This window comes from Fervidobacterium nodosum Rt17-B1 (genome assembly GCF_000017545.1).
GTDB lineage: Bacteria > Thermotogota > Thermotogae > Thermotogales > Fervidobacteriaceae > Fervidobacterium > Fervidobacterium nodosum.
Map to the genome: position 1 here is coordinate 962,225 of NC_009718.1, position 16,364 is coordinate 978,588.

The 16,364-nt window shown below is 35.1% G+C and carries 17 protein-coding genes; 1 reads left to right on the plus strand and 16 read right to left on the minus strand.

From position 1 onward, the window contains the following. Positions 1 to 12 precede the first annotated feature (12 nt). The 16 genes from trpS to FNOD_RS04710 form a co-directional block, all read right to left on the minus strand. Positions 13 to 996 (minus strand): tryptophan--tRNA ligase, encoded by a 984-nt coding sequence (gene trpS, locus FNOD_RS04635; RefSeq protein WP_011994055.1) that lies wholly within the window; start codon positions 994 to 996, stop codon positions 13 to 15. A 61-nt stretch (positions 997 to 1,057) separates the two neighbouring features. Further along, positions 1,058 to 1,555 (minus strand): ferritin-like domain-containing protein, encoded by a 498-nt coding sequence (locus tag FNOD_RS04640; RefSeq protein ID WP_011994056.1) that lies wholly within the window; start codon positions 1,553 to 1,555, stop codon positions 1,058 to 1,060. 36 nt (positions 1,556 to 1,591) lie between these two features. After that, positions 1,592 to 1,957, minus strand: a complete 366-nt coding sequence (locus FNOD_RS04645; protein WP_337998411.1) for a thioredoxin family protein — start codon at positions 1,955 to 1,957, stop codon at positions 1,592 to 1,594. Next, complete coding sequence (locus FNOD_RS04650) at positions 1,887 to 3,530, minus strand: penicillin-binding transpeptidase domain-containing protein (RefSeq protein ID WP_011994058.1); 1,644 nt, start codon at positions 3,528 to 3,530, stop codon at positions 1,887 to 1,889. Before FNOD_RS04650 ends, FNOD_RS04645 begins: the two co-directional genes overlap by 71 nt. 41 nt (positions 3,531 to 3,571) lie before the next feature. Next, entirely contained in the window at positions 3,572 to 6,223 is a 2,652-nt protein-coding gene (locus tag FNOD_RS04655) for a CBS domain-containing protein (RefSeq protein WP_011994059.1), read from the minus strand. Then, on the minus strand, positions 6,220 to 7,404 hold the full coding sequence (locus tag FNOD_RS04660) for a metallophosphoesterase (RefSeq protein ID WP_011994060.1): 1,185 nt from the start codon (positions 7,402 to 7,404) through the stop codon (positions 6,220 to 6,222). The genes FNOD_RS04655 and FNOD_RS04660 overlap by 4 nt, the downstream gene beginning before the upstream one ends. 46 nt (positions 7,405 to 7,450) lie before the next feature. Continuing rightward, positions 7,451 to 8,287 (minus strand): MBL fold metallo-hydrolase, encoded by an 837-nt coding sequence (locus tag FNOD_RS04665; protein ID WP_011994061.1) that lies wholly within the window; start codon positions 8,285 to 8,287, stop codon positions 7,451 to 7,453. Positions 8,288 to 8,348: 61 nt separating this feature from the next. Beyond that, positions 8,349 to 8,798, minus strand: coding sequence for a 50S ribosomal protein L9 (gene rplI, locus FNOD_RS04670; protein ID WP_011994062.1), 450 nt, complete (start codon positions 8,796 to 8,798; stop codon positions 8,349 to 8,351). 40 nt (positions 8,799 to 8,838) lie between these two features. Next, on the minus strand, positions 8,839 to 9,615 hold the full coding sequence (gene prmC / locus FNOD_RS04675) for a peptide chain release factor N(5)-glutamine methyltransferase (RefSeq protein WP_011994063.1): 777 nt from the start codon (positions 9,613 to 9,615) through the stop codon (positions 8,839 to 8,841). 14 nt (positions 9,616 to 9,629) lie between these two features. Beyond that, complete coding sequence (locus FNOD_RS04680) at positions 9,630 to 9,938, minus strand: metal-sulfur cluster assembly factor (protein WP_011994064.1); 309 nt, start codon at positions 9,936 to 9,938, stop codon at positions 9,630 to 9,632. Between the two features lies 1 nt (position 9,939). Then, entirely contained in the window at positions 9,940 to 11,238 is a 1,299-nt protein-coding gene (glmM, locus tag FNOD_RS04685) for a phosphoglucosamine mutase (protein WP_011994065.1), read from the minus strand. A 55-nt stretch (positions 11,239 to 11,293) separates the two neighbouring features. Beyond that, positions 11,294 to 11,968 carry a TIGR00266 family protein gene (locus tag FNOD_RS04690; RefSeq protein ID WP_011994066.1) on the minus strand — a complete coding sequence of 225 codons (675 nt, stop codon included), beginning with the start codon at positions 11,966 to 11,968 and terminating at the stop codon, positions 11,294 to 11,296. Continuing rightward, the gene (pyrR, locus tag FNOD_RS04695) at positions 11,958 to 12,521 is read right to left on the minus strand and encodes a bifunctional pyr operon transcriptional regulator/uracil phosphoribosyltransferase PyrR (protein WP_011994067.1); all 564 of its coding nucleotides are present in this window, start codon (positions 12,519 to 12,521) and stop codon (positions 11,958 to 11,960) included. Before pyrR ends, FNOD_RS04690 begins: the two co-directional genes overlap by 11 nt. Position 12,522: 1 nt before the next feature. After that, positions 12,523 to 13,284 carry a hypothetical protein gene (locus tag FNOD_RS04700; protein WP_011994068.1) on the minus strand — a complete coding sequence of 254 codons (762 nt, stop codon included), beginning with the start codon at positions 13,282 to 13,284 and terminating at the stop codon, positions 12,523 to 12,525. After that, complete coding sequence (tgt, locus tag FNOD_RS04705) at positions 13,262 to 14,383, minus strand: tRNA guanosine(34) transglycosylase Tgt (RefSeq protein ID WP_011994069.1); 1,122 nt, start codon at positions 14,381 to 14,383, stop codon at positions 13,262 to 13,264. The genes FNOD_RS04700 and tgt overlap by 23 nt, the downstream gene beginning before the upstream one ends. Further along, on the minus strand, positions 14,364 to 14,990 hold the full coding sequence (locus FNOD_RS04710; RefSeq protein WP_011994070.1) for a cyclodeaminase/cyclohydrolase family protein: 627 nt from the start codon (positions 14,988 to 14,990) through the stop codon (positions 14,364 to 14,366). Before FNOD_RS04710 ends, tgt begins: the two co-directional genes overlap by 20 nt. 124 nt (positions 14,991 to 15,114) lie before the next feature. On the opposite strand from FNOD_RS04710, the gene FNOD_RS09690 reads away from it, so the two are divergent. Further along, positions 15,115 to 16,053 (plus strand): DDE-type integrase/transposase/recombinase, encoded by a 939-nt coding sequence (locus FNOD_RS09690; RefSeq protein WP_011993737.1) that lies wholly within the window; start codon positions 15,115 to 15,117, stop codon positions 16,051 to 16,053. Positions 16,054 to 16,364 lie beyond the last annotated feature (311 nt).

Sequence of the window (16,364 nt, forward strand, 5' to 3'; positions counted from 1 at the left end):
TTTATGCAATTTTCAATACATAATCTTAACAGCGTCTCTTACTTCTTCCATTGTTTGCTTTGCTATCTCTCTTGCTTTTTCGTTACCGTTTTCGATTATTTCTTGAACTTGGCCTTCTGTAATTGAATTGTACCTTTCCCAAATAGGACTTAATTTCTCAGTCATATGTTTCAACAACAACTTCTTACAATCAACACACCCGATTTTTGCTTGGGTACAACCTTCAAAAACCCATTGTTTTTCTTCTTCATTATCCGCTGTTCCAAACGCCTTGTGGTAATCCCAAACAGGACAATTTTCTGGATTACCCGGGTCTGTCCTTCTTTTCCTCGCAGGGTCAGTAACCATTGGAAGTACCATCTTAGAAAGTTCATTTTCAGTAGTTATCAAAGGTATTGTATTTCCATAGCTTTTACTCATCTTTCTTCCATCGGTTCCAAGCAATTTTGGGACTTTCGAAAGAAGCTCTTTTGGCTCAGGGAAAATCTCCTTTTTGAATATGTAATTAAATCTTCTTGCAATTTCTCTCGTCAACTCAATATGATAGACTTGGTCTTCACCAACTGGTACACCATCTGCTTTATAAATAAGAATATCGGCGGCTTGAAGTACAGGATACATTAAAAATCCAGCATTTGAAAGATCTTTATTTGCTAACTGTTGTTTCATTTCTTTATAAGTTGGAACCCTTTCAAGCCATGAAAGAGGCGTCACCATAGAAAAAATAAGCATTAATTCTGCGTGTTCTTTAACAGCGGATTGGACAAATAACGTTGATTTATCTAGTCCAACCGCTATTAATGTCCTTGCTAAATCTTTTGTGTAGTGTTTTAATTCTGAAGTATCTTCGTAATGAGTTGTAAGGGCATGCCAATCAGCTATAAAATAAAATGTATCATGACCTTCATTTTGCAATTTAATCCAATTTTCAAATACACCAACATAATGCCCAACATGGACTTTACCAGTTGGCCTTATACCACTAAGTATTCGCAAAACAATCAACCTCCTTGAACTGTGTATCTAAAACTTACCTAAAAGCTAAAAAACTCAGATACTAAAAGAGTGGAGTAAATCCCTGTTTATTCCAGTACGCATTTTTCACATCGTTGTAAAGTTCAAAGAGCATATTCTTGTGTCCCAATTCCCATTTTGCAAGAGTATTTAAAATCCTCTTCATATCGCTATCCTCAACTTTTTCAGCAGTGGTTCTGTAAAAATTTTCAAAATCTTCTTCGATAAGATAAGCCATTCTAAGTATACTCATATCATTTGCAATATCATCAAGCGTCCCTACTGAAAGCTCTTCTTTTTCTCTTTCCTCGAAAAAGTCACTTCTTGTAAGCACAGAATCAACATCTATTTCTATATCACTTTGTACCTTTTCCATAAGACTTTTTATAAATTCTACATGCTCTTCTTCCATCTTCCATAAACTTTCAAGCGTATCCCTTACTTCTTTACTTTTAGCACGTGTAGCTTTCTCTTTGTAAAATTCTCTACCTTCTATTTCTCTCGCCAATGCAAATCTTAAAATCCCTAAAATCTTCTCCATTGCGCTCCCCCCTTTGTAAAGAGTGATTGCGATTTCTTACATTCCAAGTATATCATAAACTCTATCCAAATATTCTCTTATTTCTAACTCTGAAAAACTTCTCGCGAAGCGTTTAATTTCATTTCCTTCGCTATCTATAATTAAAATCGTTGGAACTGTAAATACCATATTCTGACCCGCCACTTCTGGCTTTTGAACAACATCAACGACTTCAAGTTCAAGTTCGTAATCTTTTGAAATTCTCTGAATCTTTGGTAAAAAAGCGGTACACACACCACATTTATCGTTTTTGAAATACATAATCTTTAGCATAACATCGTACTCCTTTCTATTAATTATTATTTTTTTCAAAGAATCCATTTTCATACATATAATCGAATATTTTTCTCGCCATCGGCGCAGCTGTCTCTCCGCCGCTTTTTCCGTGTTCGATAAGTACTAAAACTGTATACATCGGTTCTTCACTCGGCGCAAATCCGATGAACCACGCATGCGGATCACCATCACCAACTTGAGCTGTACCAGTTTTTCCAGCAACGCTTATTGGAAATCCCTTAAATGATTTTGATGCAGTACCAGCATTAGCAGCGCTTCCTTGAACGCTTGTAACCTCTTCAAGCCCATTTATAATTAAATTCCAATCACTATCAGAAATATTAAGTTTTACTTTTTCTTCTACTATCTCCTCATTTATAACAAGTTTTGGCTTTATTATTACTCCTTTATTAGCGATAGCATTGTACAAATTAATCATTTGAAGAGGCGTGACTGTTAGAAATCCCTGTCCAATTCCGTAAAGTATCGTGTCACCAGGATACCATTTTTCTTTGAAGGTTTCATACTTCCACTCTGGCGTCGGCAAAGTACCTGAAACTTCTCCGGGCAAATTAATCTTCGTTTTTTCACCCAATTTGAAAGCTTTGGCAACTTCAACTATTTTATCAACACCAACATCTAACGCTGCGTTGTAGAAATAAACATTACAAGAAACTCTAATTGCCTTTTTCAAATCAACGATACCATGCCCGGAGGTTAACCAGTCTTTATACTTACCTGTTACATTCCCTTTTGAATCTATATAATAGAAAACTCCATTGCATGATACAGTATTTGGTTGACCATACAATAATTGCGCAAGCGCAGTTATTACTTTAAAAGTCGAACCGGGTGGATAAACATTGGAAATAGCTCTATTAAGTAGCGGTTTTAGCGGGTCATTTATTAGCTTTTCCCAAGTTAATACATCAAGCTCATTCATATCATTCTCCGGAGATGGATAAGATACCATCGCTACAATTTCACCAGTTTTTGGTTTTGAAACTATAACAACTGATGGTGTTTCAGATTGTTTTAACATCTCATAGATAAATTTTTGAAGACCAAAGTTTATTGATGTTTGAAGATCCAAGCCATTGTCTGCCGCATTTTCTAATATCCCTTGCTGATAACCACCACCTGGAGTTCTGATAGTATACGAAACACCAAACTTCCCTTTTAGCACATCATTATAAGCATATTCTATGCCTGATGTACCATCACCATCGATATTAACACTCCCAATTAAGTGATAAAGAAAGCCGTAAGAATGCCTCTTTTCAATAGTTTTAACTGTGTATCCAATACTTTTGAGGAGAAACGCTTGTTCCCAGTCTAATTCTGTGACTCCAGTATTTTTTAAAGTTGCAATTTGTTCAATAGATAGATACTTTTTCAATATTTTTTCATCATCTTGGGTATATTTAGCCAAATTTAGAACTGGTTTCCACTCACTCCAAGCAAGCTTAACACCATCGGAAGAGTAAATAGTACCTCTCAAACCTCTATTGTAACCACCTTTACCAAGAATCTCCGATAAAAAACTTTTATATTTGTACTGTTCTATTACTTGCACTTTTACAAGACCATAAAAGACATAAAAAAACATTGCCAAAAAAAGCATAAATGGTATGTATTTTCTCGCAAACTTATCTGCCATTTAATCACCACTCATGTTTAAAATGCCCAAAGTATAATAAACTATAATTTACTTGAATCTTCAATTTTTTCAATATGCTTTTTCACAATACTTTCTATTGCAATTTCTTCACTTAAATTACTATTATCAAGCTTTAAGCAGAACAATTCTTCAAGTATATTATTCAAAATCGGTCCAGCCTTCAATTGATACCTTTCCATCAAATACTTACCAGTTACCTTCTCAATTCTTGTGTTAAGAACAGTATCTATGTAACTGAGCAAATAATTTTGTTCATCTTCATCAAGATAAGCGGAGATATGTGAATAAATATAAGGATTTGACTTTCCACAAACCTTATAAATATCGGAAAAAGGATAACGATTTTCGATAAGCGATTTAACAGGGATAATTATATTTTCAGTGAATTTTAAAGTTTCTATAAATTTCTTAGGATAACCGTATTTTGCCCTCATCTCTTCAAGGGTAGATTTATCGTAATACTCAAGGAAAATTGTAGATACAGCGTAGAAATCATTAAAGTTTTCAAATCTTTCCTTCAAGTATGGAATAAATTTAAACAACCTTACAAATTTTTCTTCCATAGTTGCAGTGTAATAAGTCTTTGGAAATATATGCTTTATCATGTCAAGCTCTGCCATTCTTTTAATTGCTTTAATTGGATTTTTTTCTTCCAATATCTTTTCTATTTCCTGCCTAATCCTGGAGCCTGAAACCCTTTCTAAATATCTTTCGGAGAGATTTTTTTTCAACAAATCAAGCGTATAGTTTTCCATCTTGAACCCGTACCTCTGCTCAAATCTCACAGCTCTAATCATCCTTGTCGGATCTTCAACAAAGCTCAAATTGTGGAGTACTCTAATTACACCTTCCTCAAGATCTTTTTGACAATTGAAAAAATCATACAACGTTCCAAAATCTTGTGGATTTAACTTTATCGCCATAGCATTAATAGTGAAATCCCTTCTATACAAATCCTTCTTTATTGTACTTATATCCACTTGTGGCAATTCTCCAGGACTTTCGTAATATTCAGTCCTAGCTGTCGCTACATCGATTTTAAATCCATCTTTGAATATAACATTAGCGGTAAAAAATTTCTCATATGGTACAACAATGGCATTAAGTTGTTGAGCCATATACTTAGCGAATTCTATACCATTCCCCTCAACAACGATATCAATATCGTAATTTTCAATATTCAAAATCAAATCTCTAACAAATCCTCCAACAACATATACAGGAGAATTCATTTCGTTACCGAAAAAGCCAATTAATCTGAGAAGATTTACAATTCTTCTTGATAGTCTTTCGTTTATTAAATGAGATATATTATTGAACGTAGTTTTAATTTCCTCTCTTTTTTCTAAATAAGACTTTTTTGGGCTACTTTCAGCCCTAATAATATCAGACCTAGTAACTATTCCAACTAAAATATTATTTTCATCTAAAATTGGAATTCGGCCAATATCATTCTCAATCATTAACTTTCGAAGGACACTTACAGGTGTATCTAACTTCGCAGTTATCAACTTAGAGCTCATTATAGACTTGATAGGTCTCTTGCCAAGTCCATGATTGAGTGCCTTATCAACAGTTTTTTTAGTCACAATCCCCACCAATTTATTTCCTTCAACAACAGGCATACCGCTGTGCCCTGTTATTTCCATTATTTTATTAACTTCCTCTATACTTTCGGTTGCGAGAGCCGTTCTAACCGGTGAGGACATAATATCTTTCGCCTTAAGTCCAGTATTTATGTAATTTGGCAAAACCTGAAGTATTTTATGCTCAACTTCCTCCACAGAGGCTATATTCACTTTAGCCGATGCCGCTTGCTTGTGTCCTCCGCCGCCAAACACACTCATTAATCCAGCAAGGTCAATATCTGGTGATTTGGTTCTAGCTGTAATAAAAACTTTCTTAGCCATCCTAACGATAACTATAAGCGTATCAACATTTTGAGCATACCAAAATTTCGCAACTATGGCCGCAAGCCCACCAATAAATTTTTCAGTTTCCGCTGTAGCTATCGTAATTTGATAATTATTTACATTATAAGTCTTAACATTCTGTAATAGATTATTTAAAACAATCTTTTGATCTATCGTGAGGTCAAATTTTATGTATTCCGAAACAGTATTCAAAGAAAGACCATTTTGAAACAGATAAATCACAGCCTCTAAATCTTCAAGTGTTGTACTCGAAAACAAAAGACTTCCGGTATCTTCGTAAATACCTATACCAAGTAAAGAAGCTTCCTCATTTGAAAGCTTAATCCCTTTTTCTTTTAGCATATTAGCAACAATAGTAGTCGCTGCGCCAGTTTGCTTAATAATTTTATTTAAATTCTTATTTTCTATATTCAACTCACGGATATCTGGATGGTGATCTATTACTGTAATTTTTGTATCAGAAGACAACTTACTCTTTATTTCCTCGCCTATTCTTTCTATATCCGGCGTATCAACAATAATTAATTCTTCGATATCGCCATTGAAACCCTTGAGTTCATTTTCGTATATAAAAGGGAAAAAATCGCCATAAAATCTTAAAAATTCGCTAAGATTTTGAAATGGGTTACCAGATATAACAATTTGAAAATCTGGATAAATCTTTTTAAGCCCTACGCAACTAGCAAAACCATCAAAATCAGGATTAGAATGAGTTGTAATAACTTTTAATCTATTCAATCTATCACTTCCCGTTTTTTTAGCTTATTAATTGTTCCTGTGACTATTTCCAAATCCCTTTTGTCAACTTTAGCTATTCCATAGAATATCTCAAAATACCTTTGGAATATACCTGATGAGCGTCTTTCAACAACGGGTTTCCAAGAACCGCAGTTCATATAAAATTTAATATCATCTTTAACTTTCAGAACTTCAAAATTAGGTCGATGGCTGTGACCAGTTATTATACCATCTATATTTCCAATTAACTTTAAGTTTGATTTATCATCAACGTATCCATCCATATTATTTATCAAAAAAGATGGATCTTTGAAAATTCTCACCGCAGCTTTTTTTAAATAATCCGTCTTTTTAAGCTTTCTAAAATTCATTACCATCCTAACAATCAATTCGCCTAATTTAATTCCACCAACTTTATTTAAAAAAACTATTGAAAGCTTACTCATAAATGGATAATTTTTCTTCATCCAAGTTTTTGCTTCATCTTGTCTCATCATTTCTATAAAATTATCTATCCACATTTTCAAAAGGTCAACGCTATTCTCATATACCTCAGTTATTTTCTCAAGCCAGAGAAACACATCTAATGTAGGCCTAACATTATCGTAATCACGTATTACTTCATCCGGTAAATGCTTTCTCAATTCATTATCGAAGTTACTCATCATGTACCTTGCTATAAAATCACCCAGTGGTGGGATAATTTCACCGTTGACTTCCTTAAATTTATTAACAGAATCAAATTGATTCCCATGGATAGCCAATATATTTGTTTCCTCATCGTAGAAATATGGAACTATGTTTAGGTTACTTATTCTTTCTTTTAAAGCTTGTTGAAGCCTTTGATTTTTTAATATATAGTAATCATGATTACCAACGACATACCATATATTTCCTTTGAAATTTTGTAATGCTTTAAAAATTTTGGGATGCCTTCTTTCTATATCCTCAATCACATTTTCGTCAATTTTATCCATAATTTCCCAAAAACCAATGAGCCCAAGACTTTGAACAGCGCTTGATTCAAGAATTTCGAATCCATCACCAACAATAACAATTTCGGGGTTCTCCAGATTATTCCAATCTAAAAGCATACTTTCGAACAAATCATCTTGTTCGAAATCATCTTTGCTATTTCCATCACCGATATGAAGGTCACTGATAAATATAAGATTTCTCATAAAGAACCCCTCTATTCAAAATAATTATTCAATTTTAAGCAAAAAATTAAAATTCAAAAATCCTCTCAGGATGTACATAAAATATTTTCGTACCTGGTATATTTATCTTTTTTATAGCCTTCTCAAGTCCTCTAACGTATCGTGATGAAATATGGTACAAAACTAAATTCTTTACATTTGAATCTTTTACAAGTTCAACTATATCGTCCAAAGACGCATGATTATTAAATTTTCTGTCCTCTCTATTTAAAAAAGTACATTCATGAAAAAGTATCTCCGTATCCATTATATCTTCTTTTTTCAACAAAACAGTATCACCAGAAATTGTAAGCACCTTTTTCTCATAAGCTTCCGTTATCTCTTCACTTCCAAGTTTTTTAGCAAGATTTGAAATCTCCTCTTTCGGCAAATCCCTGTATTCTTCTTTCAATCTCCTACGTACGTCTATTACGTGATAACCAAAAGCTACTTCACTATATGTATGGTTAACTTGAAATGGCTGAACGTATCTAATGAAAGAACCTGATTTTCTTAAAAATACATTTTCACCTTTTTTTACAGGCACAAAAATAAGCTCAAATCTTAGATCGTTATTTGCTCTCTTCAAAAATTCCGCGTAAAATTCTATTCCCTTATTACCTTCAGGATAATAAACTGTGAGAGGCTTCTCTCTATCTCCCATAGCGTTATTTCTGGTATTTATTATCGACCAAAGTCCCGCTATATGGTCAACATGCCCATGAGTAAGAAAAATATGCCTAACAGCATAAATTTTATTACTAAGCATAGTAGCAACACCTTCACCAGCGTCGAACAAAATCCTCTCCGGTGAATAATAAATCCATGTTGAGTACAGTGCTTTACTAAACGCTATAAAATTCAAAAAAAACGCACCTCCAAAAATATTCTAATATTCTATTGGATATTCTCCTATTTAAATTAATTTATTCCTCGCGTAATACCTCAACCTTTATCTTTCCACTAACTCCTCCTGGTAATTTAACGGTTACATCATACGTTCCAAGGGCTTTTATTGGATTATCTAACACTATCCATTTTTTGTCAAATTCCTTAGATAATGTTTTTGAAATTACATCTGATATATTGGCACTTGTAAGTGAACCGAAGAGTTTCCCACCATCACCAGCTTTTGCTTTTATCTTAAAAACATGTTTGTGTAGTTCAGAAAGCAAATTTTCACTTTCTCTTTTCAACGCCTCAAGCCTTTTCTTTTCTTCTTCTTTCTCTTTTTCAAGTTGCTTAAGAACCTCTGGCGTTGCCTCTCTTGCAAGACCTCTTGGAATTAAAAAATTCCTTGCGTATCCATCAGACGCGTTAATTACTTCACCTTTCTTTCCAAGTTTCGGAACATCTTGAATAAGTACTACCTTCATTTACAATTCCTCCCTTTCATATTTCAGTTAAATTCAAACATTAATTGCCTATAACTACCAAATACCTATCTTTACCGGCTAAATCCTTCAGTATTTCTCCACCTGTAAGTTTTCTCAACGCCTCTCCTTGATCTTCTCCTATCTCCATTACAACTATTTTACCTTGAATATTGTAACGTTCAAAGAACTTTTTGTAAAAATCAAGACCATCTTTTCCCGCGAATAACGCATCAGGTGGCTCATATTGAACTTCTATAGGCAAAACAGCATCCGCTCTCACATAAGGCGGATTTGAAACAATCAATTCAAATTCATCGAACTTCTCAATAAACGGCTCGGCGTATTCGCCAAGTTTCAACTCACAACTAACATCGTACATTTGAGAATTTTTTCTTGTAACTTCAATTGCCTTTGGATTAATATCTGTTCCGTAACACTCCACGCCTGTTTCCAAAGCAAGGGTAATTAATATCACCCCACTTCCAACTCCTATTTCCAATACTTTCTTTATACCATTTTTTCTAATCAAATCAATAGCTATTTCAACAAGCCCTTCCGTTTCCCAACGAGGTATAAGGACCCCTTCTTCTATGTAAAACTTCCTCCCGAAAAATTCAACTTCACCTAATATGTATTGGAGTGGGTAACCTGTCAGACGTTTCTCCAAAAGCTCTATTGCCTGTTCAGGGCATTCCAACTCATCATGTGAAATGACAAATTCTTTTGACCTTTCAAGCACCTTACTAATCAAAATCAGAGCTTCCCTCTCGGGAAGCCCTTTCTCTTTGTAAAGCTTCAAAACTTCAGAGATTTTCATCTGCTTAATTCTGCTTATATCCCGAGTTGTTTTCTTACAACTGGGTCTATCCTATCTGGTGTCCATGGTGGGTCAAATGTGAGTTCAATCTCGACATTACCGACACCTTCTATAGACCTTATTTTCATCTCAGCATCGCCCATAATCCCACCTGCTAATGGGCACATGGGTGTTGTCATCGTCATTAAAACTTTAACATTATTTTGCTCATCGACCTGTATATCATAAACTAAGCCAAGTGTAACAACATCGAGACCTATTTCCCAATCAATTACTTCTTTCAATTTATTCAAAACGGCTGTACGAAGCTCTTCTCTTCCCACATTAATCCTCTCCTTTCGATAATTCCTCTATCTTACCAGCTATATCGTAAGCGGCATTTGAAATATACTCTTCATTAGGCCCTTGCACGAAAACTCTAACAAGAGGTTCTGTACCGGATGGTCTTACGACGATATCAACATCTTCTCTCTTATATTTCTCTATCAACTTCTTCACTTCTTCATGCTCGACAACCAATTTGTTTTTCGTCTTAACATTTATCATTATCTGCGGATAATCTGGTATCTCATCTGCAAGTTCAGAAAGTTTTTTACCAGATTTTATCATAACACTGATAGTTTCAAGAGCTGTTATAATACCATCACCGGTTGTAGATTTATCTAAAAAGATTACATGACCACTTCTCTCTCCACCGACACTTGCGTTAAGTTCAAGCATTTTCTCAAGGACATACCTATCTCCAACTTTCACTCTAACAAGTTTTATGCCATTGTTTTTAAGAAAAACCTCCAATCCTATATTGGAAAGCACTGTACCAACAGCAACATCGTTTTTCAATCGACCTTCCAATTTCATGTGTTTCGCGCACAAACCAATTATCTTGTCACCGTGTACCTCTTGTTTTTTCTCATCTAAAAGAATACACCTATCGGCATCACCATCGTGAAGTATCGCAAGATTGTGATTCGTCATTTTTTCAAGAGCTTTCTTAGGGTTTGTTGAGCCACAATCTACATTTATATTGTAACCATCAGGGGTATTATATATCACATCAACTTTTGCTCCTAATTCCCTTAATATATATGGTGTTGTCTCGTATGCTGCACCATTTCCTGCATCTACAAGAATTTTTAAACCAGTTAAATCCAAACCTTCAAATTGCTGAACAATGTAATTTGTATATTCCTCAAACGCAAGCTTATAGTCCACCACACAGCCAATCTCATTGTAAGGGGAATAATGAATTTCATTCATACGCTTTTCGAGAGTTTCTTCAACTTCATCTGGAAGCTTGAAACCACGTGATAATACTTTTAAACCGTTGAACTCAGGAGGATTGTGAGAGGCTGAAATCATGACACCTATAGCATCCTCCAATTTTGTTATAACCGCAAGCGCGGGGGTCGGTAAAACTCCACATCTATAAACAGTTGCACCCGCGGATGTCGCTCCTGCAACTAAAGCGGCTTCAAGCATATCGCCACTTGCCCGTGTGTCCTTTGCAATGAATATCCTCTTATCAACATATTTTGCTAAAGCATTCCCGAGCTTGAAGGCTATCTCTGGTGTTAATTCTTCATTTACAACACCTCTGATTCCATCTGTTCCAAAAAGGCGCATGGAAATTCCTCCCTGTTTAAATTATTTATCTCGTCTCCATATTATCTTCTCTATATTATCTACTACCAGTTTCACGTGGGACAAGTGATTTAATCCATTCTACAAAAGCTGGATAATTCCTCGTTTGTATATACACCCTACCAGGTCCTGTAAAGGTACACACAAGCCCTTCTCCACCGAAAATAGTCGACTTTAATCCACCAAACGTACGAACACTGTAATTCACACTGCCATCAAAAGCGACAACATGACCTGTATCTATTGTCATCTGTTCCCCTGGCTGAAGCTCAATAAGCTTTATACCTCCGAAAGATGATATAGCCACATCACCGTAACCTTGAAGCTTTAGCAAGAAAATACCTTCACCAGAAAAGAAAGATTTAAAACCACCAAATGACACATCAATGTCTACCGAAGTATCACTCGCGAGAAAAGAAGTTGATTGAACAAATAAAGTTTGATTTAATGGCACAACATCTATATCACCAGGTAACTCAGGCGCAACTCCAACTTCACCATTACCGTGAGAAACATAAGTATTCATAAAGAAACTCTCGCCACCTAAAATAGCACGTTTCAAAGCTTTCCAAACGCCACCTGTTGAAGTTTGAACTTCCACAGGACCTTTCATATAAACCATAGCTCCCGGTTCCACTTTCGCACTTTCCCCAGGACCTATAAAAATTTTCAAAAGAGCATAACTTCCCCTGAATTCAATATCATATTTCATATTCTTCGTCCTCCATCTTGAATATGTAAACACCATCTTCGTTATCAACTTCTTTGAGCCTTAATTTTACTATTTCCTTCTCTTTGGAGCTTGGTATATTTTTACCAACGTAATCAGGTCTAATTGGAAACTCTCTATGTCCTCTGTCAATTAAGACTGCAAGTTGTATGCTCTTTGGTCTACCACGTGAGATAATCGCGTCCATAGCAGCCCTAACTGTTCTTCCAGTGAAGAGCACATCATCAACAAGAATAACTTTCTTATCGTTAATCGGAAAATTAATATCGCTCTTGTCATCTTCTTTTGACGTTCTTTTTTCATCATCTCTGAATGGCGAAACATCCAGAGCGCCAACAGGCACATCAACACCTTCGATAATTGATATATTCTTACCTATCCTCTTTGCGAGAAATGCTCCTCGTGTTATTATTCCAATAAGGACAATATCTTTGGCACCCTTATTCTTTTCTAAAATCTCATGGGCTATCCTCATCAACGACCTTCTTATATCATCTTCATTCAAAATCTTTATAGCTTTATTAATAGCGCTCATCTTACAACCCCACTCCAAATAAAATTTTTAGATTGTATAGATCTTTTAAATAGTTATCATTAACATCCGGTTCAGAGAGTAAGTAAGAACCTGAAATTCCTAACCTGAAATTTGAAAAACCAAATTCAACCGCTCCGCTAAAAATATTGAAAAACTGGTTGTCTGAAAAACGGAAAACGGGCAAATATGTCAAAGACAACTTATTAATAAATTGCCATTTTGGAAAATTAACATTAAAACCCAACTGCACTTTATTATCTCCAACATTATTCAAACCAGCGGAAATATTCCAACCATTTTCAGTAAAAAACGTCACTCCACCAAATGCCACAGGTAAATAAATTGTCTGAGTCGCATCCATATTTATAAGCGTAACATCAAAAACTCCAAAGTCTATGACTAAGTTCTTATCGACAATTATCTTTCCGCCAATGTCCACCTTCAAATAAAATTTATCTATAGGTAAAACATTAGCTTTTATATTTAAACCATAAAATCCTGTTAAATTTGAAAGTTTGTAATTAACAACCCCATAAGAAAATTGAGAATCAGTCGTGTAACCAAGTTCACCACATAAATTTGTTACCCTTTGTTGCCAAGCAACTCTGACAAAAGATGAGCCAGACTCAGAAATATAGTTTTCAAGAAAAACAAAATTGCTACTTACAAAAAGATTAGCAGGACTTTCAAAAACTGCGAATGTAAAAGCAAAAAATTCCACAACTAACAAAAGCAAAACACTAATCGTTAGCAGTCTTTTCATAAGCTTTTTTTATCCCCTTTCGGAATTCTTCAAAAGTACCATTTTCCAAACTCTCGCGCATCTTCTCGCCAAATTCCATCATGAAATGGATATCATGAATTGTCAACAATATCTGCCCCAACACTTCTTGTCTATCAAACAAATGCCTTATATACCCTTTGGAAAAGTTCCTACAGGTATAGCAAGTACAATTTTCATCGATAGGTGTCTTATCGTACTTATACCTTGCCGACCTTATGTTAAATTTACCATTCCATGTAACGGCAAGCCCGTGCCTTGCCACTCTTGTTGGGAAAACACTATCGAACATATCCACACCATTGGCAACTAAATCGACCAACAAATCTGGAGAACCGCCACCCATAAAATAGCGTGGTTTATCTTGCGGCATTTTAGGACCTATGAATTCAACCATCTTAATTGTTACCTCGCGTGGTTCACCAACACTCAACCCACCGATCGCAAAACCGTCGAAATCAAACTGGGTAATCTCATGGAGGCTCAATTCTCTCAAATCTTCATACGTTGCACCTTGAATTATACCAAACGTTGCCTGATTGGATATTCTTCTCAAATGTTCAAGACTTCTTTTTGCCCACTTTGTGGTTAACTTAACCGCTCTCTTAGCTTCATCATATCCATCTTTAGGGTCTGCGCAATAATCGAACGCCATAACGATATCTGAACCAAGAGTAGCTTGTATTTCCATGGAAAGCTCCGGGGTAATATAATGCTTCGAACCATCTATAGGTGACATTATCCATACGCCATCATCTGTTATTTTCTGGCCTTTCTTTAAGCTGAAAACTTGAAAACCACCACTATCGGTTAGTATTGGTTTATTCCAACGCATAAAATTATGAAGCCCACCGAACTCTCTGATAACATCAAGTCCGGGTTTTAAGTACAAATGAAACGCATTTGAAAGAATTATCTGAACATTGTTCTCTTCAAGTATATGCGGTGTAACAAGCTTCACATTAGCATTTGTTCCAACAGGCATAAAAGTAGGTGTTTCAACAACACCATGTGGTAAGTGAATCCTACCTCGTCTGGCATGTCCTTGTGTGTTGATTATCTCAAATCTTAGTGAACCCATTTTCCTTTACTAACTCCTGTATTCTATCATAATAAACCTTTGCTTCATGCATTACTTCGTACATTTCGTCAAGAATTTTATTTTTATAGTTTTCATCTGTAATTGACTTCAAATTAATCATGACATTGTACTCACCAATTTTACAAGCTGCTCTCGCAAGCTCTGCGGCGCTGAAAGCGTCTGATACCGCGTTCTTATTTCCCCACTTCGCCACAATCTCACTGTACTTCAAAATATCTCTTGCGCACTCAATAAGCTCAAAAGGAGTTTCGATGGCTTTCTTTAAAGCCTCTTGAATCTTTTCTTCACGGTTTGGTTCTTCCTTTGGAAGCTTATAAGCTGCCATAACTGCATCAAAAGCCTTAACATCTTCTTCGGCAAGCTTCAAAGACTTTTCAACAACCAATTCCATATTTTCCAACACTTCCTGCATTAAACCCTCAAATTCCTCATACTTTTTCTTTCCAAATGTTAAATTCGCAACCATAGAATTTAACGAACCGGCAAGCGCAGCTGCAACAGCGCCAACAGCCCCACCACCAGGAACGGGCGTCTTCTCTTTAACTTTATTACACAATTCCTCAACAGTAATTTTCCTAACCTCCACTAATACCCCTCCTTCTTTTTTTATGATTTTGTTAACCAAAGGTATTGATAAATTTCAAAAACCATATTATCTTCTTAAAGAGGGGACACCCCCCAATATACTCTCAATAAGGAGGTATCCCGACATGACTAATATCCAACTCAAATGCCCTCATTGCGGCTCTTCTAACTTCATCAAAAATGGTCATGATAAGTTCAAAAACCAAATCTTCTTTTGCAAAGACTGCAAGCGTTACTTTAAACTTTCTTTCACCAAAAAACACAAACTTTTCTCTTTCCCTTACCCTCGTTGTGTTCATTGTAACCATGTCATGGAAATTTACAAAATCCGCCGTTATTTCGTTCGTTTCAGATGCAGAAAGTGCAACTTCAAAACTTCTGTTCCACTTTCTCTTCCTCAGCCTGTGCCTTTCAACTTTCATCCTTTCAAATTCTTCCGTTTCCCTATCTATATCATTCTCAAAGCTTTCATATTGTACTTCAAATACAACCTTTCTCTTCGTGCTATTAAAGCTTGCTTGAATATCAATGTCTCTCATGTCGCTATTTACAAATGGATTATCAAGTTATCTTCTGTTATTTCGCTTTTTGAGTTTGAGAATGTATTTAAAGTTCATGGTGATGAAACAGTTATTGTATTTCGAGACAAAAAGTACTATGTGTGGCTATTAGTTGAGCATGGTACGAATTTAATAGTAGCTTGGCATGTATCAAGATATCGTGATATGTCACAAGTTAAGATATTGTTAGATAAATACTTTAGTCAAAGAAAACAAAACACACAAATAGAGTTAATAACCGATGGACTAAAAGCGTACGAGATAGCAGTAAAACTAAATTTTGATAATGTTGAGCACAGAGAAGTAAGACTAGGTAAAAACAACGAATGTGAATCGAAATTTTCGTTATTTAAGATGTTTGTTAGAGCGAAAAGGAGCTTCAAGAAATTTAGCAACATACGGTACTATGTAAATGGTTTTTGTGTAGTAAGGAACCTATGCAAGTTATATGAGAACGAAAATGAGATGATTACAGCTTTAGCTTCCATCATCACTACTAGTTAACAGCATCTTTTTTATTCTTAATTTTTCCCACGTTGAGTTAAAAATCTAATTTTAAGCAAATCCAAAGAGGAAGACAAAAAACTTCTATTTAATTATACCACACTCGAACGGATTATACCACATGTACTTTTATCCTAGATTTTTCCTTGACAAACGTATATAATTTTTTGTAAAATGTTAAGATAGAATATCAAAAAACCCGCAAACATAAAAATTTCTATTGGAGGTGAAATTAATGAGTATTAAAATGGTGAATTACATTTTATTACCTGTGTTAGTTGCTTTGGGAATTATTTTAACTGTTTTCTTAG